The following is a 20,891-nucleotide window of genomic DNA, read 5'->3' as shown; positions in this document are numbered from 1 at the left end:
GTTGGGCACGAGGGACACACTGAGCCGTATGCTAGTCAAAGGGCGGGGTGAATACAAAAGGTATCTGATGACAGCGGGAGCGCTTTATTATAGGCTTCTAGATGTCCAGACATATTTACCGATGCAGTACAGGGAGTCAGCATGCCGATCAAGATCCCGGACCAGTTGCCCGCCGCCGAAGTGCTGGGGCAGGAGAACATCTTCGTGATGACGGAATCCCGGGCCGTCACCCAGAACATCCGCCCGCTGCGGGTGCTCATCCTCAATCTGATGCCCAAGAAGATAGAAACCGAGATCCAGCTGATGCGGATGCTCTCCAACTCGCCCTTGCAGGTGGACGTGGATCTGTTGCGCATCGACGATCGGGAGTCGAAAAACACGCCCCAGGCGCACCTGGAGAACTTCTATCACGACTTCGAGCAGGTGAGAGGCAACAACTACGACGGCATGATCATCACGGGGGCGCCGCTCGGGCTGGTGGAGTTCGAGGAGGTGGTCTATTGGCCGCGCATCGTCGAGATCATCGAGTGGTCCCATCAGCATGTCACCTCCACCCTCTTCCTCTGCTGGGCGGTGCAGGCGGCGCTGAAAGCCTTGTACGGCATGGAGAAGCAGACCCACGGCGAGAAGCTCTCCGGGGTCTATCGCCACCACCGCCTCGACGAGCACGAGGCGCTGCTGCGCGGCTTCGATGACGAATTCGTGGCGCCCCACTCCCGCTATGCGGCCTTCGACGGGGATCTCATCCGCGCCCACACCGATCTGCAGATCTTCGCCGAGTCGGAAGAGGCGGGCGTCTATCTGGCCGCCACCAAGGATTGTCGCCAGGTGTTCGTCACCGGCCATCCGGAATATGACGCCCTGACCCTGGATGGGGAATACCGGCGGGATCTGGCGGCCGGGCTCACCCCCGTCATTCCGGTCAACTATTACCCGAACAACGACCCAAGCCAGACCCCGCGCGCCACCTGGCGTAGCCACGGTCACCTGCTGTTTTCCAACTGGCTCAACTATTACGTCTACCAGTTGACCAGCTACAAGGTGGAAGACATCGGCAAGGTGTTTACCTACCAGCAGCCCAAGGGATAGAGCCCATCAGTCCGCCCCGGCCAGCCGCCGTCCACGGGTATCGAGCCAGTGACGGTGGCTGGCCAGGGTGAAGGCCCGTGGCCGTCTGGCCCGGATGAGGGTCATGGCCTCCTGCTGGGGCAACCCCTGGGCCATCAGCAGCAGGGCGGCCGCCAGCCCGGTACGCCCGCTTCCGCCGTGGCAGTGAATGGCAAGGTGACGCCCCTCGCGCAGCAGGGCGAGCAGTCGGGGTTGCACCCCGGGCCAGGCCTGTTCGAAGGGGGCATCCGGTGCCTCGTCATCCGCAATGGGCAGATGGAACCAGCTCATGCCTCTGGCCTGCACCAGCTGCCCGAGAGAGAGGGGCCCGCACAGGGCCAGCTCCTCCACCGTCATCAGGGTCAGCACCCCGCCGGCACCGGCCAGCTGCAACTGGGCAAGGGCGTCGGCCATGGGGACCTGCTGGCTGCCGGGGCAGGGGGTGAGCAGGAGCTGGCCGTCGAGCCGTGGAACGTCCAGGCTCCAGAAGGGATGGGCACTGAGCATGGGGTTCCTCGTGGTGGCCGGGGTCAACGGGATCGGCATCCCGCGGGTGCGGCACAGCATAGAGGGGCCGGAGGCGATGTCAATCTGCGTTGTGTTCGGCCCGGTTTACGGGCAGAGTCTAAAAAAATCGAGTGATGCAAGGAGTAAAGATGAGAAACCTGGATCAACTGGACTTGGACATCCTGGCCCATCTGTTTCGCGATGCGGGCATGACCAACAAGGATTTGGCGGCCCTGGTCGGGGTGGCGCCGTCCACCTGTCTGGAGCGGGTGCGCAAGCTGCAGCAGGATGGCGTGCTCAAGGGGGCGCACTGCGAGGTGGATTACCAGGCCCTGGGCGGACACATCCAGGCCATGGTCTCCCTGCAACTGGCCCGTCACAGCCGCCAGATCATCGATGCGTTTCGCGACGCCATCCTGGCCCTGCCCGAGGTGATCAGCCTGTTCCACATGGGCGGCAAGGATGATTTCCTGGTGCACCTGTGCGTCTCCGATACCGAACACCTGCGCAATTTCGTCTTCGATCACTTCACCTCCCGGGAAGAGGTGGTGCACCTCGAGACCTCCCTGGTGTTCGAGCACAGGTTCAGCCGCTCGCTTCCCTGCTTCCCCCACCCCTGATGGGGTGAGCCGCAAGAAAAAACCGCCCGAGGGCGGTTTTTTTGTGGGCGGTTCCTCAGTTGAGAGCCAGCCGGCTGTCCTGCGCCGTCCGGTAGAGCCCCTGCTGATAGGCCAGGCTGCCCCACAGGACCAGCCCCAGGGCGGCATCTTTCATGGTGTCCGGCTGCTGCGCCGGGGTGAGCGTTTCGGTCGCATCCTCGTAGATGAAGCCTTCCGGCGCCCGCTCGGGCTGCAGGATCACCACATCCTTGCCACGCATCAGGGCGAAGTTCTTGTCGTACTGCATGATGGCGCGTCCCGGCCAGTCGGCGGGCATGCGAGTGAGATCCTTGCCCAGCATGGGGTAGTCGGCACTGATGCCCATGAGGGAGAGCAGGGTCGGGGCCATGTCGATCTGGCTGACGATGCGGGGATCCTTTCTCGGTGCTATGCCGTCCCCCAGGATGACCCCCGGGATGTGGAAGCGGGGGATGGGCACCAGGCTGGCTCCCCCGACCCGGCTGTCGTGATCGGCGATGACCAGGAACAGGGTGTCCTTCCAGTAGTCCGATGCCCTGGCCTTCTTGAAGAACTCGCCGACGGCGTAGTCCGCGTACTTGGCGGCGTTGTTGCGGGTCTGCTTGGGCTGCTCGTACAGGGCGATGCGGTTGTCGGGGAACTCGAAGGGATCGTGGTTGCTGGAGCTGAACACCAGGCTGAAGAAGGGTTTGCCCTCCTTGTGCAGCGCCGCGAAGGTCTCGTTGGCCTTGGCCATCAGATCTTCATCCGAGGCGCCCCAGGATCCCTCGAACACCGGGTTCTTGAAGTCCTTCTGCTCGACGATGGTGGTGAAGCCGTTGCCGAGGAAGAAGCTGCGCATGTTGTCGAAGTGGCTCTCGCCGCCATAGATGAAGCTGGTGTCATAGCCTCGCTGCTTGAGCAGGTCGGCGATGGTGAAGAAGTTGGTCTGGCTCTTGCCGAGCTTGACCACGGCCTGGGCCGGGGTCGGCGTGAAGCCGGTGAGCACCGCCTCGATGCCGCGTACCGAACGGGTACCGGTGGCGTAGAGCTGCTCGAACGCCCAACCCTCTTTCGACAAGGCATCGATGTTCGGGGTGAGCGGCAGGCCGCCGAGGGAGCCGACGAACTGGGCCCCCAGGCTCTCTTGCAGCAGGATCACCAGGTTTTTGGGCTTGCCCTGGTAGCTGGCCGTGTTGAAAGTCTGGCTCGGCAGATCGGCAGAGGTGAAATCGCCGAGAGGGCGGCCGCTCTCCTCGCGGACTATGTCGAGTACCTGATGGTCAGCCATCTTGCCGTAAAACTGGCTGGCGTCCTCCTCGGCCCCCATCTGCTTGATGGCAAAGAAGAGGGAGTAGGCGGAGTTGACGGTGAGGGCGTTGACCAGGGGATCGTCCGCAAAGGCCACCATGGCCGGATTCAGGGCGCGATGGCCGAGACTGGAGCGGGCGCCGAGGAAGCCGACGGCGAGGATCAGCAGGGCGAAGGCGGGGCGCCAGTACCAGCGGGGGAAGCTTAGGTCACGCACCAGGCGGCCGCTCAGCCACCAGCCACCGCCCAGCACGGCGCCGCTGAAGATCACGGCCAGCAGCAGCTCGCCCTTGCGGCCAGCCCACAGCATGGAGAGCACCTCCTTCGGATAGATGAGGTACTCCACATAGAGGCGGTTGGGGCGCACCCCGTATTCGGTGACGAAGGCGGGAGTGGAGATCTCGAGAAAGAGCATCAGCCAGAGCCCCAGGGTGAGCCAGATCCGGATAAGCTGCATCCAGAGCCGCCCCGGCGCGTGGGGCCCGGCCAGCAACTGGGTCAAGACGGCGGGTACGCCCCAGACCCAGCAGAGGGTGGCAATGTCGACGCGAATGCCTTGCAGCAGCATCTCCTGCCAGCCAGAGACGGCATCCACCCGTTCCAGTTGCCAGAGCCCCAGGCCAAGGCGGCTGACGGTCAGGGAGATGAGCGCGATCAATGAAAAGACGGCGATGGGCCAAACCGGTCCCAGCCATTGTCTGATGGTGGTCATATTGTTCCTGCAAACCTGTTTGCGCCCAGTCCCCGGGCGCATTGTTGTTATGGTGCAGGAGTATGACAGTGGCGCCTGGCAAAGGTTGCATGGGGGGAGGTATAAATGGAGAAACTGGCACGTTTTATGATTTTTTGTGACGGGATGCAGGGTTCGAAGAGAGCATAAAACGCTGGGGAAACTGTGATCCTGCTGGCACATCGAGACAATGGTCGTGCCTATAATGGCGCCGGATTTCTCAATCGGAGCCGAAGGGATGCCGGTCTTCATCGATGTGGAATATATGCAGGGCTGGTCTCTGTTCGTGGTGCTCTCCGACGGCACCACAGGCGTGCTGGATCTCACCCCCTGGCGCGGCCAGCCGCTGTTTGCGGCCATGGAGACCGAGCGTCGCTTCGCCCGTGTCTTCATCGATGATCGCCATCAACTGGCGTGGCCCTCGGGCTTCACCCTGGCGGCCCACGAGGTCTACCACCTGATCCTGCCCATCGACGAGCGTGCCGCCTTCCCCGATCGCAACATGCATCGCTTCTGACATGCTAACTCGTTGAGTCAGGTAACGTTTTCAGTCACAGACCCGCGTCGGTCAGGTCGTTATCATGACCCCAGTGCGGCGCTTTGGGCGCCCATCCACCACAGCGGGAACATAACAATGAAACAAGGAACGTTGCGTCGTGGCGGCCTCATCGGGGCCGCCCTGTTACTGACGGCTTGCGGCAGCGGGGGAGGCGGTGGCAGCAGTGACCCCCAGCCTCCGGTGGTCAATCCGCCCCCCGCGTCGGCCAGCCGCGCCTGCTACGGCAATGATCAGCCAGCCTGCAACCTGCGCACCTACCAGGTGATGGTGGAGTCCTTCGTCGACGGCGACGGCAGCGCCAACTACGGCGTCGGCTACGGCCCCTCCCGGCACAACGGCGATCTGCAGGGGATCATCGACAGCCTCGACCACATCAAGAGCCTCAACGTCAACGCCATCTGGCTAACGCCGGTGTTTGACTCCTGCGCCGGCCAGGCCGGGGACGACCGGCTGGATGCCACCGGTTACTTCGCCTGCGACTTCTTCAACGTGGATCCCAACTTCGGCAGCAACGCCCAGCTTAAAAAACTGGTGGACGGGGCGCACCAGCGCGGGCTCTATGTCTTCCTCGACGGGGTGTTCGGCCACGTCAACAAGGTGGGGGTGAGCAAGCCTTCACCAGAGGGGCGGCTGCCTGCCCTCAAGAGCGGCGGCGCAGGCTACCCGGGTCAGCTGGTGGATTACGGCCAGCCCGAGAGTCTGGCCTACTTCAAGGAGGTGGCCCGTTACTGGGTCGAGCAGTACGGCATCGACGGCTGGCGCCTCGATCAGGCTTATCAGTTGGGGCTGGATGACTGGCGCGCCATTCGCAGCGAGGTGGCCCAGGCCAGCGCGGCGCGCAAGGCCGCCGGCCAGCAGTGGGGCACCCTCGGCTACATGGTGGGGGAAGTGTGGAAGGGCGCCGACGAGATCCGCACCCAGGCCTATGGCCCGAGCGACAACCCGGCGCTCTCTTCGGCGTTCGACTTCCCCCTGCGCTACGGCTTGGTACAGGCGCTGGCGGTGGAAGAGTCCGGCAAGGGCGGACAGGGGGCCAGCGTGCTCGACGCCAGCTGGAACAAGGTGGAGAACTACCCGAATCACGCCATGCCCAACCTGATGCTGGGCAACCACGATCTGGTGCGCTTCGGCGATCTGCTGGAGCGGGGCAACTTCAATGGGGCGGACTACTGGCAGCGCCACAAGGCGGCCTTCAGCTTCATGGCCGCCCGCTCCGGTCCCATTACCTTCTACTATGGCGAGGAGTTTGGCGACGAGGTGCCTGGCTTTGCCAGTCAGGTGGGGGGCGACTGTGCGGCCCAGGGGCTCTGCGATGATCACGTGGCCCGCAGCGATGGCAAGGTTCCCGGTGTCACCGGCTTCGTGCCGAGCAGCGAGCAGAGCGATCTGAAGCAGTGGCTCAGCCAGCTGCTGGCCCTGCGCGCCGCCCACCCCGCCCTCTATCAGGGGGAGCGGGTCAAGCTGGTGGCCGAGGGGAGCGTCTATGGCGACATCAAGCAGACGGCGGGCGAGCAAGTAGTCTACCTGCTCAACGTCTCCACCACGCCTCAGAGCTACGCCGTGCCGGTCGGCAAGCTGCGCAGCGGCAGCGCCCTGGTGGATCTGCAGAGCGGCGAGAGCCTGGCCATCGGCGGCAGCAGCGTGACGGTGGACTTGCCGCCCCTCACCGGCCGCTTCCTGCTGGTGCGCTGAGGGAGGCAGACAACAGAAAGGGCTCCATAGTGGAGCCCTTTTTCATGGTGGCGGCTTACTTCTCGATGCCGCTGCCCAGATCGTCCCGGCGGGAAGAGACCGAGGGCTCGGCCCCGTGGCGCCAGTGTTCCAGCCGATTGTGCACCCCGCGGCGCAGGCTCTTGAAGCTGGCTTCCAGGTAGTCCACCCCCACCAGGATGGAGAGGGTGACGCCGGTGAGCAGCAGCGCCTGATGCAGCATGTCCATGCCGATGAGGGCGCCGAGGGCGGCCAGCATCCAGATGGCGGCGGCGGAGGTCACCCCTAGCACCTGACCATCCCGGGTCATCATCACCCCGGCCCCGAGAAAGCCGACCCCGGTGATGAGCTGACCCAGCACCCGCGCCTGATCGGCGCCCTGAGGACTGACGGCGGCGCCGATGGCGAGAAAACAGTAGGTGCCGAGCACGATGAGGGAAGAGGTGCGGATCCCCACCGGTTTGCCGCGAAGCTGCCGCTCCAGCCCCACCAGGGTGCCACACACCAGACAGACCAGGATGTTCTCCCAGCCAAGGGGCGCGATGTCCCACCACTGCATTGTCGTCATATCCACCTCTGCTCGCGATGCTTGTTATCCTGTCGCGCTCTGCCCCCGGTTCTCCAGCCGCTGGCGGAAGGCCCGGGCGAGGCGCTCGTAGAGGTCCTTTGCCTCCCTGTCTTCAATATCGCCACGTATCCAGGGGTTGTCGATGATTTCCAGCAACACGCAGCCCTGACCCTGCTGGCGCAGATCCACCCCGAACAGGCCGTTGCCGAGCTGGTGCACGGCGCGGCGGGCGGTTTGCAGCACCCGCTCCGGCACGTCGCTGAGGGGCAGCGCCTCGATGCGGCTCATGTCGAGGGGGTGTTTGCGGCGACGGATGCGGTTGCCGGGTTCGGGTCGGTAGCGGCGGCAGGCGAACAGCGGCGAGCCGTCGAGAAAGCCGATGCGCCAGTCGAACTCGGCAGGGATCCGGCTCTGGACCAGCAGCAGGGCGGAGCGGGCCAGCCCCTCGTCCAGCAGGCGGGCGAGCTGGATGTCATCGCTGGCCATGGCGAGGTCGCGCCCCTGGGCGCCGTCGGGGATCTTCACCATCAGCGGCAGACCGAGGCGCTGCACCAGTTCGTCCACATGCTGGCGGCCGCGGCGGGTCACGACGGTGGTGGGGGGCATGGGCACGCCGCTGCGCACCATCAGCTCGTAGAGATAGAGCTTGTTGCTGCAGGCGAGGATGGCGCGGGAGCTGTCGATGACCGGCATCTTGAGCTGCTCGGCACGGCGGGCAAACTCGAAGGTGTAGTGACCGACCGCGGTCTCGGCGCGCAGCCAGAGGGTGTCGAACTCCGGCAACCGCTCGATGGCCGAGGGAGGCAGGATCTCGGCCTGGATCCCCTGGGCAGCGGCCGCCTTGATGAAGCGCTCCAGCGCCAGGGCATCGCTGCTGGCGCGGCCGTCGTTGGGGTCGACCAGGATGGCGAGCTGGTAGCGTGGCGCCGTCAGTTCCTTGTCCCCCGTGCCCACCAGCGCCTGGGCGTGCTGCACCATCAGCGCCTTCTCGCTCGGGCTCAGCGCCAGCGGTGACAGGCTCTCCTGCTGGCGCACCGACCAGCCGTGGCGACCGCGCTTGAGGGTCAGCTCCTGCAGCGGCAACTGGCTCAGGCCGTAGTAATAGCGGGCGAGCCCCGCCAGCTCGCTCTGTTCGCACTGGCCGAAGATGGCGCGCACCCGGATCCTGTCTTCGCTCTGCTGGGCCAGCCAGCCCTGCAATTTGCGCCACAGCTTGGCGGGAGGCTGCTGGGGTTGCAGCCGGCTGATGGCCTGCAATCCCGGCAGGCAGTGGTGGCCGCGGGCCTGGGCCAGCAGGGAGCAGTAATAACCGGCCCCCAGGTGTTCCAGGCTGCGGCAGAGGTTGATGATGCGCGGACGCCCCCCTGTGGTGGGCAGACCGTGTTGCAGGTAGGTGCGGGCGGTCAGCAGATAGTCGGCATGGCAGGGCCAGTCGCCCGGCTCCTCGACGATGACATAGGTACTCATATTTTCAGGCTCCACAGAAAGGACTGCCAGAAACGGCAGGATCCCCAGTGGGCTTCGATGCACCGACAAGCACGACAATGGCGCGAGGGGAAACAAGAGGTTACAGTGCCTAATATTCTGCCTTGGTAACTTGTGATACAAGTCGCATTTCTGGTGCTGAGGATAAATAACCGAACAAGGACTCCCCGTGTTGACCGTGCGCGCCGCCCGAGCCGATGATTTGGGCGCCATCGTGAAGCTGGAACGCTACTGTTTTCCCCCCGAGGTCGCCTTCGGCCGCAGCCGCTGGCACTATCTGCTCAATCAGGCCAAGGGGCGCACCCTGCTGCTGCAAGACGAGAAGGCGCAGGTGATGGGCTATTTGAGCGTGCTGGAGCACAAAGGCTGGGATCGTCTCATCATCCAGACCCTCGCCATCCGCTGGACCATCCGCCGTCAGGGGTGGGCACGCCGCCTGCTGGAGCAGGTGATCCGGGAAGGGCGCGAGGCCGGCTGGGGGGCGATTCGCCTCGAGGTCGCCGACGCCAACCCAGAAGCCAGGACCCTCTATCAGGGGCTGGGGTTTCGCCCCGGGGTACGGCTGCCCGATTATTACGGGCCCGGCCAGCATGCCCACCGCCTGGTGCTGGCGCTGGGGGATGAGCGGCAGGAGCCATCATGAGTTGCGAGGATTGCCTGGCTACGGCCATCAGGGCCAAGCTCGGGCGCTGCCCGGTCTGTGCCGCCCAGACCTTTCTCATCGGGGTCGTCGGCTGGCTGGTCTGGTGGTGGTGCGGCGCCGATACCTCGGTCAACGCCCTGACCGGCCTGCTGTTTGCGCTGGGGGGCTCGGGTCTCTTCCTGCTGCATCTGGCGGTGTTCGCATGGCGAAAGCTGGGCAAACGCGACATATAACGTGCTGATTTTTCAAGAAGACAAATAACAATGGAGGTTCACATGATTGCAATGGTAACGGGCGCCTCGTCCGGCTTTGGCGAGGCCATCAGCCGCCTGCTGGTGAGCGCAGGCCACCGGGTGATCGGCACCGGGCGCCGCGCCGAACGGCTGGCCGCCCTGACCGAGGAGCTGGGCGAGCAGTTCCTGCCCCTGGTGTTCGATGTCCAGGACAAGGCCGCCACCCGCGCCGCCATCGAGGCGCTGCCGACCGAATGGCAACAGGTGGACCTGCTGGTCAACAACGCCGGCCTGGCACTGGGGCTGGAGCCTGCCCACAAGGCGGATCTGGAAGACTGGGAGCAGATGATCGCCACCAACATCAGCGGCCTGACTCTGATCACCCGGTTGCTGTTGCCGGGCATGGTGGCGCGCAACCGCGGCCACGTCATCAACATCGGCTCCATCGCAGGGACCTACCCCTATCCGGGCGGCAACGTCTACGGCGCGACCAAGGCGTTCGTGAAGCAGTTCAGCCTCAACCTGCGTGCCGATCTGGCGGGCACGGCGGTGCGTGTCACCAACGTGGAGCCCGGCCTGTGTGGCGGCACCGAGTTCTCCAACGTGCGCTTCCACGGCGACGACGCCAAGGCGGCCACCGTCTATCAGGGGGTGCAGGCCATCCTGCCGGAAGACATCGCCAATACCGTACTCTGGATCAGCGAGCAGCCTGCCCACGTCAACATCAACAGCATCGAGATCATGCCGGTGGCCCAGACCTTCGGTCCGCTCCACATCAGCCGTCGCTGATGTCATGACGAGCCGACTCCTGTCCACAAGAGGCGCCTTCGGGCGCCTTTTTTGATGGATCTGGTCGCACTCGGCATGGAGTGCAGAAGGAGGCGTGCTGTGACCCGTGCTGAACCGTCGGAAGAGGGGGTACTCAAGTTGGCCTGCATTTTGCTGTCTCCGGCTCATGGCGGGGAACCCATCCCCGGAGCCGGCGAGGCCGGCAGTGAGCGTGGAGCCTTCATGGATATCAAACCCTATGGTCATCAACTCGCCCAGAGCGCGTCCCAGAACCGTGCCCTGGCGACCCTCAGCGACAGCGACGACAAGCAGAGCGGCTGGTCTCAGCAGGTCAGCCTCTCCAGTCAGGTGCTGACCGGCAAGGCGCAGCAGGCGCTGACCTACGAGCATCTGGCCAGGAACGGCAAGAACACAGTCCTGACCAGTGGCGTCAAGGATGCGCGGGTGCAGCAGATGGTGGACAAGGCCCTGGGCTTTGATCGCAAAAAATTTGACGATCTCGAGCGTCAGCTCAAGGGGATAGCGGATGACAAGACCCTCTCTGCCGAGGAGCGCGAGACGCAGAGCAAGGACCTGGCCGCACAGCGCGATGCCATGCTCAAGGAGGCAATGGATCGCCTCACCGGCAAATCCGCCTCCCAGGCATGATGTGATTCAAACGGCAACCTTTGAGCGTTAAAGGTAAGGGGTTGCCCCCTTGCCACGGGGCCGGCAGGCCGTGGGAGGCACGGCCTGCCGTGATCAGGGCTCAGGGACTCTGGGGGGCGATCCCGATGGCGATGGCGGTGGTCTGCACGGCCTTGATCTGGTCCCCCTTGGCGATGAGGGCGAACTGGGCCGGATCCTGCACCTTGAGGGTCAGGGTATGGTCAACCCCCTTGACCCGGATGGTCTGGTGCGCCTTGTCCACGTCGATGACATCGGCATAGATGGTTACCTGCATGCCGGCGCCTGCAGCGGGTTTCTCCCCGGCGGCCGCCTTGCCCCCTTCTACTTCCACCACCCGTTTTCTCACCCCGGCGGTGCCCTTGAGCAGGGTCAGGTCCAGCAGTTGCAGATATCTCAAGGCCACGACATCTCCCACCTTGAGCTGGGGAAGGTTGGTCACCTCCTCCCCGGCGATCAGATCCAGGGTCTGCCCTTCGGCATTTTTCAGGCTGACCTTGCGGGTGGCCAGGTCGATGGCGGTGACGGTTGCCCTGGCCGTCAGTTCTTCGGCCAGGCTTGCTTGTCCGGGGGCCACGGCCACATGGGTGGTGACCTCGGCGGCATAGAGCGGGGGAGGGGCACAGAGGGTGAGGGCACCCGCAATCCAGGCGTGCTTCAGTTTCATGATAGAGACCCTGTGAGTGGGAAAGGGACCCCGGGAGGGGCTTGAGGGGGCGACGAACTCGTCTTCCCGCTATCACCATAGCAAAGCCGGGCAGGAGCGCCCGGCATCGGCAGGCTGGCATCGTATTTTTGACGACAGGCTCCCGTTTTTGACCTGATGGCACGGCAGGCGCACAATTCCCCGGCATGCAATCAACCGAGGGCTCTGCCGTGTACAACTTCCAATATGCCAATCCCACCCGCATCTGTTTTGGTGAAGGCCAGATCGCCAGGCTGCCCGAGCTGATCCCGGCCGGCAGCCGTCTGCTGGTGCTCTACGGGGGGGGCAGCATCAAGCAGAACGGGGTCTATGAGCAGTTGACCCAGGCGCTGGCGGGCCGGGAGTGGCTGGAGTTTCCCGGCATCGGCGCCAACCCCCAGTACGATCAGCTGATGGAGGCGGTGGCCCTGGTCAAGCGCGAGCGCATCGACTTCCTGCTGGCGGTGGGTGGCGGTTCCGTGGTGGATGGCACCAAGTTCGTGGCCGCCGCGGCCTGCTTCGAGGGGGACGACCCCTGGGAGATCCTGCGGGACAAGGCCTCCATCAAGGGGGCGCTGCCGCTCGGCTGTGTGCTGACCCTGCCGGCCACCGGTTCGGAGAGCAACCCCGCCGCCGTGGTGAGCCGGGGGGAGGCCAAGCTCTCCTTCTACAATCCGCTGGTGCAACCGGTGTTTGCGGTGCTGGATCCCGCCACTACCTACAGCCTTCCGCCGCGCCAGGTGGGCAATGGCGTGGTGGATGCCTTCGTCCACATCCTCGAGCAGTACCTCACCTTCCCGGTGGGGGGCGAGGTGCAGGACCGGCTGGCGGAGGGGCTGCTGCAGGTGCTGGTGGACAACGGTCCGCGGGCGCTGGCGGAGCCCACCAACTACCAGGTGCGCGCCAACCTGATGTGGGCGGCCAGCCTGGCGCTCAACGGCCTCATCGGTCGTGGCGTGCCCCAGGACTGGTCCACCCACGCCATCGGTCACCAGCTCACCGCCCTGCACGGGCTGGATCATGCCCAGAGCCTGGCTGTGGTGTTGCCCTCCCTGCTGCGGGAGCAATCGGCCCAGAAGCAGGAGAAGCTGGCCCAGTTCGCCGAGCGAGTATGGCACTCCAGCCGCGAGGACAAGGCACTGCGGATCGAGGAGGCCATCATCCGCACCGAGCAGTTCTTCCAGCAGATGGGGGTGGGCACCCGGCTTGCCGACTACGGGCTGAGCGAGAGCTGCATCCCCGGTATCTGCTCCAACCTCAAGCGTTTCGGGCTGACCGCCCTCGGGGAGCAGCAGGACATCGACCCCGACAAGGTAGCGCGGATCCTTTCTCACGCCCTCTAGGCCTGAGGCCCTTGGCCAAGGGGCGATCTGGACAATAAGTGCGGCCAGGATCCTTTCCCACGCGCTTTGATCATCTGGCTGAAGGCCGGAAAAGAGAACGCCCCGATCATCGGGGCGTTTTGCAGGGTGTCACCGGGGCACCGCCGTTTATTCGGCGCTGTGGTCCAGCTCGCGCTCCAGCGCCGCCGCCTTCTGGCGGGCCGGGTGAGTGTTGAGGCGCTGCCAGTAGGCCTGCAGATGCGGGAATTGGGCCAGCTGGCCGCTTTGGGCCAGCAGATCCACCAGGAAGGAGTTCAGGATGTCGGCGCCGGTGAGGCGATCGGCCACCAGGTAGCGGCGGTTTGCCAGCACCTCATCGAGATAACCCAGCACCTTGGCGCACTCGGCTTTGGCGTAGTCCGGCAGGAAGCGCATCGGGCTGCCATCCTTGCGCACGAACATGTCGAGCAGCAGCGGCAGAATGCCGGAGCTCTCGGCGAAGTGGAGCCACTGCAGGTATTCGGGATACTCCGGGCTGTCGGTGGCCGGTGCTAGCCGTACCGGGGCGTGGCGGGCAATCAGGTACTCTGTGATGGCACCGGATTCCGCCAGCACCCGCCCGTCAAACTCGATGACCGGCGACTTGCCGAGAGGGTGGACGGCCTTGAGCTCGGGCGGCGCCAGAAAGGTGGCGGCATCGCGCTGGTAGGCCTTGATCTCATAGGGCAGGCCCAGCTCTTCAAGCAGCCAGATGATGCGCTGGGAGCGGGATTTGTTCAGGTGGTGCAGGACTATCATGGAAACCTCGACGCAGTGACGGAAGGCGGTGATACGCAGCGCCCCGGCAGCAGGTTCACTTATGGATGAAAAAGAGCGGGCGTGGTGCCCGCTCCTTCGTCGATTGACTCAGGCCTCCAGCGCCTGATCCAGATCCGCCAGTATGTCCTCGATGGCTTCGATCCCCACCGACAGCCGGATCATCTCAGGTTTCACTCCAGCCTTGGCCTGCTCCTCTTCGCTCAACTGGCGATGGGTGGTAGAGGCGGGGTGGCAGGCCAGGGACTTGGCGTCGCCGATGTTGACCAGCCGCTTGAAGATCTTGAGGGCATCGTAGAAGCGCACGCCCGCCTCGTAGCCGTCCTTCAGGCCGAAGGAGAGGATGGCCGAGGGGCGACCGGCCATGTACTTCTCCGCCAGCGGGTAGTGGGGGTGACCCGGCAGACCGGCGTAGCTGACCCAGGCCACCTTGGGGTGGTGCTTGAGGTGGTGGGCCACCCGCAGAGCGTTGTCCACGTGGCGCTCCATGCGCAGGCTCAGGGTTTCCAGCCCTTGCAGCAGCAGGAAGGCGTTCATCGGCGCCAGCGCCGCCCCGGTATTGCGCAGCGGCACGGTGCGCACCCGGCCGATGAAGGCCGCCGGGCCGAAGGCCTCGGTGTAGACCACCCCGTGATAAGAAGGCTCGGGTTGGGTCAGCTGGGGGAAGCGCTCGGCGTGATCCGCCCAGGGGAACTTGCCCGAGTCGACGATGACGCCCCCCAGGGAGTTGCCGTGGCCGCCGACATATTTGGTCAGGCTGTGCACCACGATATCGGCGCCGTGTTCGATGGGTTTGCACAGCACCGGGGTGGCGACCGTGTTGTCGACGATGAGCGGCACGCCGCGGGCGTGGGCCACCTTGGCCAGGGCGGCGATGTCGACGATGTTGCCCGCCGGGTTGCCGATGCTCTCGCAGTAGACTGCCTTGGTCTTGTCGTCGATGAGGGCGGCGATGGCCTCGGCGCTGTCATCCTTGGCGAAGCGCACCTCGACCCCGAAGCTCGGCAGCATGTGGGCGAACAGGGTGTAGGTGCCGCCATAGAGCTGGGGGGTGGAGACGATGTTGTCACCGGCGGCGGTCAGCGCCTGGATGGCGTAGGTGATGGCGGCGGAACCTGCCGAGACCACCAGGCCGGCGATGCCCCCTTCCAGCGCGGCCATCCGTTGCTCCAGCACATCGTTGGTGGGGTTCATGATGCGGGTGTAGATGTTGCCCGGCACCGCCAGATTGAACAAGTCCGCCCCGTGCTGGGCGCTCTCGAACTCGTAGGCCACCGTCTGGTAGATGGGCACGGCCACCGCCTTGGTGGCGGGATCGCTGGAAAAGCCGTGGTGCAGGGCCAGGGTCGCATCTTTCATCACACACTCCTTGTTGGATGTCACCATTATGGATGGATAGACGTCCAATCTAGCAGTCCTGGCGCCGATGTAAACCACCCATTCCGGCAAAGCAATGCCGGGGGATGGGGGTGACCGGATGGCGTCGGTGACGGCGACCTCAGAGACGGCGGCGATACTCCCTGTCGTCTATCTGGTGCATGTCCCACTGCATCAGGCGGTTGAGCTGCACCATGGGATCTTCGACCAGCGTCAGAGGGCGGGGCAGGATCCTCAGGAAGTAGCGACGAAGGGTTTGCTGGATCCGGTTCGGTTTGAGGGGGTTGGCATGGCTCATGATGGTGCTCCTGTGCTGTGGTGTTCACGTTCGCCAGCAGTATTGAGCTAAAATGCGGAAGTAAAAACTGATGACTTTCAGAGACAGGATTTCCTCTTTTATGCCTACCACCCGCCTTTATCAGCAATTTCAACGGCTCGCCCAGCAGCTTGGCTGCGACGAGCGGGAAATCAGCCTCGCCGAGGTGGCGGACCTGCTCTGCTGCACCCCCCGCAATGCCCGCCTGCTGCTGCGCCGCATGGAAGGGCAGGGCTGGCTGTGCTGGACGGCGGAGGCAGGGCGGGGGCGGCGCTCCCGCCTCACCCTGCTCGACAACCAGGAGAGCCTGACCCGGCGCCGATTGCGGGATCTGCTGAGCCAAGGCCAGCTGGCGCAGGCGGTACGGCTGGCCGAAGATCGCCTGGATCTGCTCACCCCGCTGCTGATCGAGCAGCTCGGCCAGGCCACCCGGGAGGGGCGCCAGATCCTGAGGGTGCCCTACTACCGGCCCCTGCCCGGTCTGTTGCCCACCGCGCCCTTGCGCCGCTCCGAAATTCACCTGAGCCGCCAGATCTTCAACGGTCTGACCCGGCGAAACGAGGAAAATGGGGAAATCGAGGGGGATCTCGCCCATCACTGGGAGTGTCTGGCCCCCTGTCACTGGCGCTTCTATCTGCGCCCCGTGGTGCGCTTTCACCATGGCCGCGAACTGGTGGTGGAGGATGTGATGGAGAGCCTGCAGGCCTTGCGGGATCGCCCGCTGTTCGCTCATCTGGCTCGGCTGGAGAGCCGCTGGCCGCGCACACTGGACATCCATCTCGACAGCCCGGATCCTCTGCTGCCGCACCTGCTGGCCGAGCCGGTGGCCGCCATTCTGCCGCGGGAGCTCAAGGGGGAGGCGAATTTCGCCCTACAGCCGGTGGGCACCGGCCCCTATCGGGTGAGTGCCAACGATCCCCTGCACCTGTGCCTCGAAGCATTCGACGACTACTTCGGGCTGCGGGCCCTGCTCGACGAGATCGACATCTGGATGCTGCCGGAGCTGGTGGAACGGCTGGAGAGCCACGTGAGGCTGGGCAGCGACACCCCGGAGCTTGGCTCCATGCGCGGGGAGTCAGAACTGGAATCCGGTTGCTACTTCCTGCTGCAGGACGACAGATCGGCCCCCCTGCAGGACCCGGCCCTGCGCCAGTGGCTGACCCGGCTGCTCAACCCCATCGCCCTGATGGCCCGGGTGGCACCCGAACTGCAGCGGGGCTGGACCAGCGCATTGGGCCTCCTGCCCCACTGGCGCGAGAGCCTGCCTCTTCCCGAGCCCGGCCCGGTCAGCCTGCCAGCGCGGCTGGTACTGGCCTGCTTCAACCAGCATCTGGAGTTCAACGAGTGCGCCAGCGCCATGAGCAGCCTGCTGGCAGAGCAGGGGATCCAGCTCGAGGTGCGTACCCTGGACTACGGGCGCTGGGTGAGCGGGGAGGATGAAGATGTGGATCTCTGGTTCGGCACCCTCAACCTGGAGCATGAGCACGCCTTCGCCCCTTACGCCTGGCTTCAGGGCACCCCCTTGCTGCGCCGGGTGTGGGGCGGCCAGCAGGCCCTGTGGCAGGGATTGACGCAGTGGCGCGCCCATGGTGAAGAGCCCGGCCCCCGCGCCCTGCTGGCCGAGGTTCAGCGCCAGAGCTGGTTTGTGCCGCTGTTTCACCACTGGCTGGAGCTGGAGAGCCGGGTCGGCGTGCACGGCGTGCGCATGACGGCCCTTGGCTGGTTCGATTTTCGCTGCGCCTGGTTAAAGCCCGAGCAGGTGGCGCAGGAGCCGGAAACCGGTGGTGGCTCTCACCCCCAGGCAGGGACGCTTGAGTCGGGCGGGTTGGCGCGCTAGCCTGTGCGCGGTCCTACGACAAGGAGTCGACATCCATGCTGGAAATGCAGATCCAACCCCGTTTTCAAGAGACGGATGCCCTCGGCCACATCAACAACACGGTGCCGGCGGTCTGGTTTGAATCGGCCCGTGATCCCCTGTTTCGCCTCTTCTCGCCCGAGCTGGATGTGCATGACTGGCATCTGATCATCGCGGGCTACACGGTGCAATTCAAACGGGAGCTGTTCTATGGCCAGATGGTGTCGATCAAGACCGGCGTGCGGCGTATCGGTACCAGCTCCTTCACGCTCTGGCAGGAAGCCTGGCAGGGCGGCGAGCTGGCGGTGACCGCCGAGACGACCCTGATCCATTTTGACTACCGGACCCGGCAGTCCATCCCTTTGAGCGAGGCTCACCGGGAGGGACTGAGGGGCTGGCTGGTAGAGAGTTAATCCGGCCTTCGGGCCCACCACAGGACACTTATGCGCACAACCGCGATCGCCCTGAGCCTCGGCTTGGGACTGGGACTCTGCTCCCTGCCTTCATTTGCCGCCTCCCTGGCCGAGCAGTTCACTCTGATGGAGAAGGGGGCCGACAGCGCCCTCGATACCCGCTTGTTCAGCCACGATGGCGTTGACATCAAGGCCTGGGTCGACGGCACGCCCGTCATCATCGCCGTGCCCATCCTGAACGAGCAGGGCAAACAGGAAGGGGAGAGCCGTTACTACTTCAAGGGCGGCAAGCTGTTCGGGGTGAAGGAGCCCGCCGCCCAGTTCGCTTTCGATGACAGTGGCAAGCTGACCCAATGGCTGGACGACAAGGGGCAGCCTGCGGAGTTCGTCAGCAAGATGAGCATGCAGCAGCGGGAAGCCTGGCTGACCAGACGGGCGGCCGAGCTGGGCGGGTTGTTTGCACCGAGCACCGCCGAGGAGAGGGCTGACAAGGGCGTCAAGCTCAAGGGGGCCGAGCTCGCCCAGTGGCTCTGCAACGGCAAGCTGATGGCGCTCGCCGGAGGTGACAAGGTGACCTTCGAGCCGGCCAAACTCAAGAGGAGTGCAGAGGGCATCAAGGGAGAGGTTTCCCTGCGCCAGGATAAGGGGTGGCAGGATCTCTGCCTCACCTGCGAGGTGCAGGGCAACCGGGTGACTCGCCTCACCTGGCAGCCGCTGCCGGGTGCCAACAAGCCGCAGTAAGGGCGGCAGCGTCAAAGAATGGGGGCCCACTTGCGGGCCCCTTTTTCATGCCGGTTACTGCTCGCCCAGGGTGAGCCGGGTGAGGGCCTCCACCCGTCGCCACTGACCGGGCTCGAACCAGCGTGCCAGGATCTCCGGCTGCTGGCTGACCCGGGCCTCGGCAGGCAGGGGCCTGATCTCGTCCAGATAGCCGGCCAGCTGCTGCTCGAACCCCTGCTGGCTCTCTGCCAGCTGGTGCAACCGGTCTGCCGCCTCCGGTCCCAACTGTTCGCGCAGTGCGGCGTCACGCCCGGCTGAGGGCAGTTGTTCCAGAGCCTGCAGATCGCCGAGCAGGCGGCTGTTGGCCTCCGCCTCCCGAAACCACTGGGGCTGCTCCGCCAGCCAGAGCTCCAGCTCGCTCGCCAGCAGCGACTTGTCGGCATCGCTGGCCTCCGCCAGCGCCTTGCGGCGCAGGGTCCACTGCTCCATCAGCCTGTCCTCGGCAAACAGTTGCTCCTGCTCGACCGGGGTGAAGCGCTGCCTGCGCAACTGTTCGCGCTCGTCGAACAGCTTCTGCAAGCTGGCGAGGCCCGGATCCGCCGGCACCGTCAGGCTGCCCTCAGCCGCGAGAAAGGCTTCATGGCGGGCCTGTAGCGAGGACTTATCCGACGGCGGTGCGGCCTGCCTGACCAGAGGGGAAGCGGGCCCGGCATGTTGCGGCGAAGGGGCGGTTGCGTCAGCGGAGGGCCAATACTGCCAGCCCCCCAGCAGCAGGGCCGCCGCCAGCGGAGCAGCCATCAGCCATGCCCTGTTCATAGTCCCAGCCTCTGCAGGCGGTTGGCGTGCTGGCGATAGAGGTTGACCGGGTCGGTCTCGAACAGGTGGCGAATGCCGAACGACTGGTTCACCTCGTCCAGATGGTTCATGCGGTAGTGGGTGCCGATCACCTTGCCGAGGTGGCTGCTGCATACCCCGACCAGGCCGTCACTGGGCTCCTTGAAGAAGCTGCCGGTCAGCGCCAGCGCGGGATCTACCGGATCCAGGATGTTGGTCATGGTGCCGCGTCCGCTCCAGGAAAAGTAGTAGACCCCGTTGGCGGCCTGCATGGGCCCTTCGCCGCAATGCTGGCTCGGCAGCCCTTCCGGATAGCGCTGGTTGAAGCGCTGGGCGCCGGTGCTGGTGAGGGCGTCGAGGGCGGCGAGGGGATCCTGCGGCAGCTGGCTGCCCCCGGAGAGCAGCGAGATGACCCCGGACAGGGCCGAGGCGGCGGCCACAGCCAGACCTTCGGCCGCCGAGCCCGGCGTCACCTTGGCCCGCACCAGGTCGGCAATCTCAGAGCCATGGTTGACCCCGCCCACGCTGGTGGCGGAAGCGACCAGCTCGGGGGCGACCGAAGCGACGTAGCGAATGGTGGGGCCACCTTGAGAGTGGCCGATGAGGTTCACCTTCTCCGCCCCCGTGATGGCGAGCACCTGCTGCACCTGCTTGAGCAGCTGTTCACCGCGCAGCTCCGAGCTCTGGGTGGCGGAGACCTGTGCCACGTAGACCTTGGCGCCATCCCGGGTCAGGGCCTGGGGGATGCCGTAGAAGTAATCGACTCCGAGCAGCTTGTCGAAACCGAACAGACCGTGCACCAGCACTATGGGGTAGCGGGTCTGGGTATAACCGGCCCCCTGACCCAGCATGGGCAGGGCGCACAACAGCATCAATAGCCATCTTTTCATCTTCACCGTCCTTGTGAAAAAACCGGCTGCATTCTGGTCGTCACCGGGGCAGCCACCGGCCTCATGCCAGTACCGGCAGCATGGTGGCTGAACTCAGATGTATCTGTGGATGGGATCACTAAACCGGGGATTGCAGAAAAACCCTACCCATATGGGCAAAAAAGGCGGCACCAACTATTCCTTGTGTCTGCCCATTAAATAAGTTAAATAATAATTATTATCATTTGAATAGTCGAGTCATGACGGGAACCTGGGTGAAGGGGTGGGTCGGTACCACCGGAGCGGACAGCAGCATGGCGCACTGGAAGGCGCAGACCCTGAGTGGCAACCGTCATTTCGATGCGGGGGAGTACGCCAGGGCGCTCGACTGCTATCAGCAGGCGCTGTGGCTTGCCCGCCAGCAGTTTGCCGACTGGCACGATGCCGACGAAGCGGTGGCGGCCCTGGTGGTGGCCCATCACAACCTGGCGGATCTGCTGGTGGCCATGACCCTGCCGGATCGGGCCGCCGACCTGCTGTGTCACATCCATGATTGCCTGCTGGCCACCAGCCAGTCCCCCACCAGTTCCGCTGCCCTGCAGGAGGCGGCTGTTCGCCACGCCCGCAGCACCCGTACCGAGCTGCTCGCCTTTCTGGACAAACACGGTCATCACGACGGCATCCAGCGCAGCCTGGGTCAATGTCTGTGTCAGACCGGCTCTGCCCATCAACTGCATTGAGCCCAACAGGAGAGACAAT

23 protein-coding genes are annotated in these 20,891 nt (G+C 64.9%); 13 read left to right on the top strand and 10 right to left on the bottom strand.

The features are described 5' to 3' along the window. The first annotated feature begins 141 nt into the window (after positions 1 to 141). Complete coding sequence (gene metA / locus AB5Y93_RS08025) at positions 142 to 1,089, top strand: homoserine O-succinyltransferase (RefSeq protein ID WP_010672713.1); 948 nt, start codon at positions 142 to 144, stop codon at positions 1,087 to 1,089. Between the two features lie 6 nt (positions 1,090 to 1,095). Here the strand turns inward: metA and AB5Y93_RS08020 are convergent, their stop codons facing one another. Continuing rightward, entirely contained in the window at positions 1,096 to 1,614 is a 519-nt protein-coding gene (locus AB5Y93_RS08020; protein WP_368229144.1) for a tyrosine-protein phosphatase, read from the bottom strand. 149 nt (positions 1,615 to 1,763) lie between these two features. On the opposite strand from AB5Y93_RS08020, the gene AB5Y93_RS08015 reads away from it, so the two are divergent. Beyond that, positions 1,764 to 2,234: an Lrp/AsnC family transcriptional regulator gene (locus AB5Y93_RS08015; RefSeq protein ID WP_010672715.1), complete on the top strand. Its 471-nt coding sequence runs from the start codon at positions 1,764 to 1,766 to the stop codon at positions 2,232 to 2,234. A gap of 55 nt (positions 2,235 to 2,289) precedes the next feature. On the opposite strand, the gene AB5Y93_RS08010 is transcribed toward AB5Y93_RS08015, so the two are convergent. After that, positions 2,290 to 4,254, bottom strand: coding sequence for an LTA synthase family protein (locus AB5Y93_RS08010; RefSeq protein WP_239052833.1), 1,965 nt, complete (start codon positions 4,252 to 4,254; stop codon positions 2,290 to 2,292). 256 nt (positions 4,255 to 4,510) lie between these two features. Here AB5Y93_RS08010 and AB5Y93_RS08005 point away from each other — a divergent pair, with 256 nt between their 5' ends. After that, positions 4,511 to 4,789 (top strand): DUF2442 domain-containing protein, encoded by a 279-nt coding sequence (locus tag AB5Y93_RS08005; RefSeq protein WP_039039795.1) that lies wholly within the window; start codon positions 4,511 to 4,513, stop codon positions 4,787 to 4,789. Between the two features lie 117 nt (positions 4,790 to 4,906). After that, positions 4,907 to 6,523 (top strand): alpha-amylase family glycosyl hydrolase, encoded by a 1,617-nt coding sequence (locus AB5Y93_RS08000; RefSeq protein ID WP_368229143.1) that lies wholly within the window; start codon positions 4,907 to 4,909, stop codon positions 6,521 to 6,523. Between the two features lie 55 nt (positions 6,524 to 6,578). Here the strand turns inward: AB5Y93_RS08000 and AB5Y93_RS07995 are convergent, their stop codons facing one another. Then, positions 6,579 to 7,109, bottom strand: a complete 531-nt coding sequence (locus tag AB5Y93_RS07995) for an MgtC/SapB family protein (RefSeq protein ID WP_368229142.1) — start codon at positions 7,107 to 7,109, stop codon at positions 6,579 to 6,581. A 24-nt stretch (positions 7,110 to 7,133) separates the two neighbouring features. After that, positions 7,134 to 8,576, bottom strand: coding sequence for a RimK family protein (locus AB5Y93_RS07990; protein WP_368229141.1), 1,443 nt, complete (start codon positions 8,574 to 8,576; stop codon positions 7,134 to 7,136). Positions 8,577 to 8,763: 187 nt separating this feature from the next. Between AB5Y93_RS07990 and AB5Y93_RS07985 the strand changes: the two genes are divergently transcribed. The 4 genes from AB5Y93_RS07985 (at position 8,764) to AB5Y93_RS07970 (ending at position 10,907) form a co-directional block, all read left to right on the top strand. Beyond that, a complete protein-coding gene (locus AB5Y93_RS07985; protein WP_045523057.1) occupies positions 8,764 to 9,237 on the top strand; it encodes a GNAT family N-acetyltransferase in 474 nt (157 codons plus the stop codon). Continuing rightward, entirely contained in the window at positions 9,234 to 9,470 is a 237-nt protein-coding gene (locus AB5Y93_RS07980) for a DUF3624 domain-containing protein (protein WP_041212265.1), read from the top strand. Before AB5Y93_RS07985 ends, AB5Y93_RS07980 begins: the two co-directional genes overlap by 4 nt. A 42-nt stretch (positions 9,471 to 9,512) precedes the next feature. Beyond that, on the top strand, positions 9,513 to 10,259 hold the full coding sequence (locus AB5Y93_RS07975) for an SDR family oxidoreductase (RefSeq protein ID WP_263308775.1): 747 nt from the start codon (positions 9,513 to 9,515) through the stop codon (positions 10,257 to 10,259). A gap of 222 nt (positions 10,260 to 10,481) precedes the next feature. Further along, the gene (locus tag AB5Y93_RS07970; RefSeq protein WP_202044543.1) at positions 10,482 to 10,907 is read left to right on the top strand and encodes a hypothetical protein; all 426 of its coding nucleotides are present in this window, start codon (positions 10,482 to 10,484) and stop codon (positions 10,905 to 10,907) included. 100 nt (positions 10,908 to 11,007) lie between these two features. Here the strand turns inward: AB5Y93_RS07970 and AB5Y93_RS07965 are convergent, their stop codons facing one another. Continuing rightward, entirely contained in the window at positions 11,008 to 11,592 is a 585-nt protein-coding gene (locus tag AB5Y93_RS07965; RefSeq protein WP_202044544.1) for a hypothetical protein, read from the bottom strand. A 185-nt stretch (positions 11,593 to 11,777) separates the two neighbouring features. Here AB5Y93_RS07965 and AB5Y93_RS07960 point away from each other — a divergent pair, with 185 nt between their 5' ends. Further along, positions 11,778 to 12,953, top strand: a complete 1,176-nt coding sequence (locus AB5Y93_RS07960; protein WP_202044545.1) for an iron-containing alcohol dehydrogenase — start codon at positions 11,778 to 11,780, stop codon at positions 12,951 to 12,953. A gap of 147 nt (positions 12,954 to 13,100) precedes the next feature. Here the strand turns inward: AB5Y93_RS07960 and AB5Y93_RS07955 are convergent, their stop codons facing one another. The 3 genes from AB5Y93_RS07955 to AB5Y93_RS07945 form a co-directional block, all read right to left on the bottom strand. After that, on the bottom strand, positions 13,101 to 13,730 hold the full coding sequence (locus tag AB5Y93_RS07955) for a glutathione S-transferase (protein WP_279990199.1): 630 nt from the start codon (positions 13,728 to 13,730) through the stop codon (positions 13,101 to 13,103). 108 nt (positions 13,731 to 13,838) lie between these two features. Then, positions 13,839 to 15,107: an O-acetylhomoserine aminocarboxypropyltransferase/cysteine synthase family protein gene (locus AB5Y93_RS07950; protein ID WP_045523063.1), complete on the bottom strand. Its 1,269-nt coding sequence runs from the start codon at positions 15,105 to 15,107 to the stop codon at positions 13,839 to 13,841. A 139-nt stretch (positions 15,108 to 15,246) separates the two neighbouring features. After that, entirely contained in the window at positions 15,247 to 15,423 is a 177-nt protein-coding gene (locus tag AB5Y93_RS07945) for a hypothetical protein (RefSeq protein ID WP_080988754.1), read from the bottom strand. 100 nt (positions 15,424 to 15,523) lie between these two features. On the opposite strand from AB5Y93_RS07945, the gene sgrR reads away from it, so the two are divergent. From sgrR to AB5Y93_RS07930, 3 genes are read left to right on the top strand one after another with little or no spacing between them, the layout of a single operon-like run. Continuing rightward, positions 15,524 to 17,278 carry an HTH-type transcriptional regulator SgrR gene (gene sgrR / locus AB5Y93_RS07940; RefSeq protein WP_368229140.1) on the top strand — a complete coding sequence of 585 codons (1,755 nt, stop codon included), beginning with the start codon at positions 15,524 to 15,526 and terminating at the stop codon, positions 17,276 to 17,278. A 35-nt stretch (positions 17,279 to 17,313) separates the two neighbouring features. Then, entirely contained in the window at positions 17,314 to 17,709 is a 396-nt protein-coding gene (locus AB5Y93_RS07935) for a thioesterase family protein (RefSeq protein ID WP_201887995.1), read from the top strand. Positions 17,710 to 17,739: 30 nt separating this feature from the next. Further along, positions 17,740 to 18,450 (top strand): hypothetical protein, encoded by a 711-nt coding sequence (locus AB5Y93_RS07930; protein ID WP_368229139.1) that lies wholly within the window; start codon positions 17,740 to 17,742, stop codon positions 18,448 to 18,450. Between the two features lie 54 nt (positions 18,451 to 18,504). Here AB5Y93_RS07930 and AB5Y93_RS07925 read toward each other — a convergent pair whose 3' ends face one another. Both AB5Y93_RS07925 and AB5Y93_RS07920 read right to left on the bottom strand, forming a co-directional pair. Next, positions 18,505 to 19,245 carry a lipase secretion chaperone gene (locus AB5Y93_RS07925; protein WP_368229138.1) on the bottom strand — a complete coding sequence of 247 codons (741 nt, stop codon included), beginning with the start codon at positions 19,243 to 19,245 and terminating at the stop codon, positions 18,505 to 18,507. Next, the gene (locus AB5Y93_RS07920) at positions 19,242 to 20,153 is read right to left on the bottom strand and encodes a lipase family alpha/beta hydrolase (protein WP_368229137.1); all 912 of its coding nucleotides are present in this window, start codon (positions 20,151 to 20,153) and stop codon (positions 19,242 to 19,244) included. Before AB5Y93_RS07920 ends, AB5Y93_RS07925 begins: the two co-directional genes overlap by 4 nt. Before the next feature lie 293 nt (positions 20,154 to 20,446). On the opposite strand from AB5Y93_RS07920, the gene AB5Y93_RS07915 reads away from it, so the two are divergent. Next, entirely contained in the window at positions 20,447 to 20,872 is a 426-nt protein-coding gene (locus AB5Y93_RS07915) for a hypothetical protein (RefSeq protein WP_368229186.1), read from the top strand. Positions 20,873 to 20,891 lie beyond the last annotated feature (19 nt).

Origin of the sequence: Aeromonas sp. R10-1 (genome assembly GCF_040908465.1) — a bacterium.
Classification (GTDB): domain Bacteria; phylum Pseudomonadota; class Gammaproteobacteria; order Enterobacterales; family Aeromonadaceae; genus Aeromonas; species Aeromonas caviae.
The sequence above is the reverse complement of the archived record's forward strand: the minus strand, read 5'-3'. Positions and strand labels throughout refer to the sequence as shown.

What these genes read in the sequence shown, in the direction of transcription:
- AB5Y93_RS07945 (WP_080988754.1), bottom strand. Translation starts at nt 15,423, where the DNA reads ATGAGCCATGCCAACCCCCTCAAACCGAACCGGATCCAGCAAACCCTT.
- AB5Y93_RS07955 (WP_279990199.1), bottom strand. Translation starts at nt 13,730, where the DNA reads ATGATAGTCCTGCACCACCTGAACAAATCCCGCTCCCAGCGCATCATC.
- AB5Y93_RS08015 (WP_010672715.1), top strand. Translation starts at nt 1,764, where the DNA reads ATGAGAAACCTGGATCAACTGGACTTGGACATCCTGGCCCATCTGTTT.
- AB5Y93_RS08005 (WP_039039795.1), top strand. Translation starts at nt 4,511, where the DNA reads ATGCCGGTCTTCATCGATGTGGAATATATGCAGGGCTGGTCTCTGTTC.
- AB5Y93_RS07975 (WP_263308775.1), top strand. Translation starts at nt 9,513, where the DNA reads ATGATTGCAATGGTAACGGGCGCCTCGTCCGGCTTTGGCGAGGCCATC.
- AB5Y93_RS08000 (WP_368229143.1), top strand. Translation starts at nt 4,907, where the DNA reads ATGAAACAAGGAACGTTGCGTCGTGGCGGCCTCATCGGGGCCGCCCTG.
- sgrR (WP_368229140.1), top strand. Translation starts at nt 15,524, where the DNA reads ATGCCTACCACCCGCCTTTATCAGCAATTTCAACGGCTCGCCCAGCAG.
- metA (WP_010672713.1), top strand. Translation starts at nt 142, where the DNA reads ATGCCGATCAAGATCCCGGACCAGTTGCCCGCCGCCGAAGTGCTGGGG.
- AB5Y93_RS07920 (WP_368229137.1), bottom strand. Translation starts at nt 20,153, where the DNA reads ATGAAAAGATGGCTATTGATGCTGTTGTGCGCCCTGCCCATGCTGGGT.
- AB5Y93_RS07925 (WP_368229138.1), bottom strand. Translation starts at nt 19,245, where the DNA reads ATGAACAGGGCATGGCTGATGGCTGCTCCGCTGGCGGCGGCCCTGCTG.
- AB5Y93_RS07930 (WP_368229139.1), top strand. Translation starts at nt 17,740, where the DNA reads ATGCGCACAACCGCGATCGCCCTGAGCCTCGGCTTGGGACTGGGACTC.
- AB5Y93_RS07935 (WP_201887995.1), top strand. Translation starts at nt 17,314, where the DNA reads ATGCTGGAAATGCAGATCCAACCCCGTTTTCAAGAGACGGATGCCCTC.
- AB5Y93_RS07960 (WP_202044545.1), top strand. Translation starts at nt 11,778, where the DNA reads ATGCAATCAACCGAGGGCTCTGCCGTGTACAACTTCCAATATGCCAAT.
- AB5Y93_RS08020 (WP_368229144.1), bottom strand. Translation starts at nt 1,614, where the DNA reads ATGCTCAGTGCCCATCCCTTCTGGAGCCTGGACGTTCCACGGCTCGAC.
- AB5Y93_RS07995 (WP_368229142.1), bottom strand. Translation starts at nt 7,109, where the DNA reads ATGACGACAATGCAGTGGTGGGACATCGCGCCCCTTGGCTGGGAGAAC.
- AB5Y93_RS07970 (WP_202044543.1), top strand. Translation starts at nt 10,482, where the DNA reads ATGGATATCAAACCCTATGGTCATCAACTCGCCCAGAGCGCGTCCCAG.
- AB5Y93_RS07915 (WP_368229186.1), top strand. Translation starts at nt 20,447, where the DNA reads ATGGCGCACTGGAAGGCGCAGACCCTGAGTGGCAACCGTCATTTCGAT.
- AB5Y93_RS07980 (WP_041212265.1), top strand. Translation starts at nt 9,234, where the DNA reads ATGAGTTGCGAGGATTGCCTGGCTACGGCCATCAGGGCCAAGCTCGGG.
- AB5Y93_RS07965 (WP_202044544.1), bottom strand. Translation starts at nt 11,592, where the DNA reads ATGAAACTGAAGCACGCCTGGATTGCGGGTGCCCTCACCCTCTGTGCC.
- AB5Y93_RS07990 (WP_368229141.1), bottom strand. Translation starts at nt 8,576, where the DNA reads ATGAGTACCTATGTCATCGTCGAGGAGCCGGGCGACTGGCCCTGCCAT.
- AB5Y93_RS08010 (WP_239052833.1), bottom strand. Translation starts at nt 4,254, where the DNA reads ATGACCACCATCAGACAATGGCTGGGACCGGTTTGGCCCATCGCCGTC.
- AB5Y93_RS07950 (WP_045523063.1), bottom strand. Translation starts at nt 15,107, where the DNA reads ATGAAAGATGCGACCCTGGCCCTGCACCACGGCTTTTCCAGCGATCCC.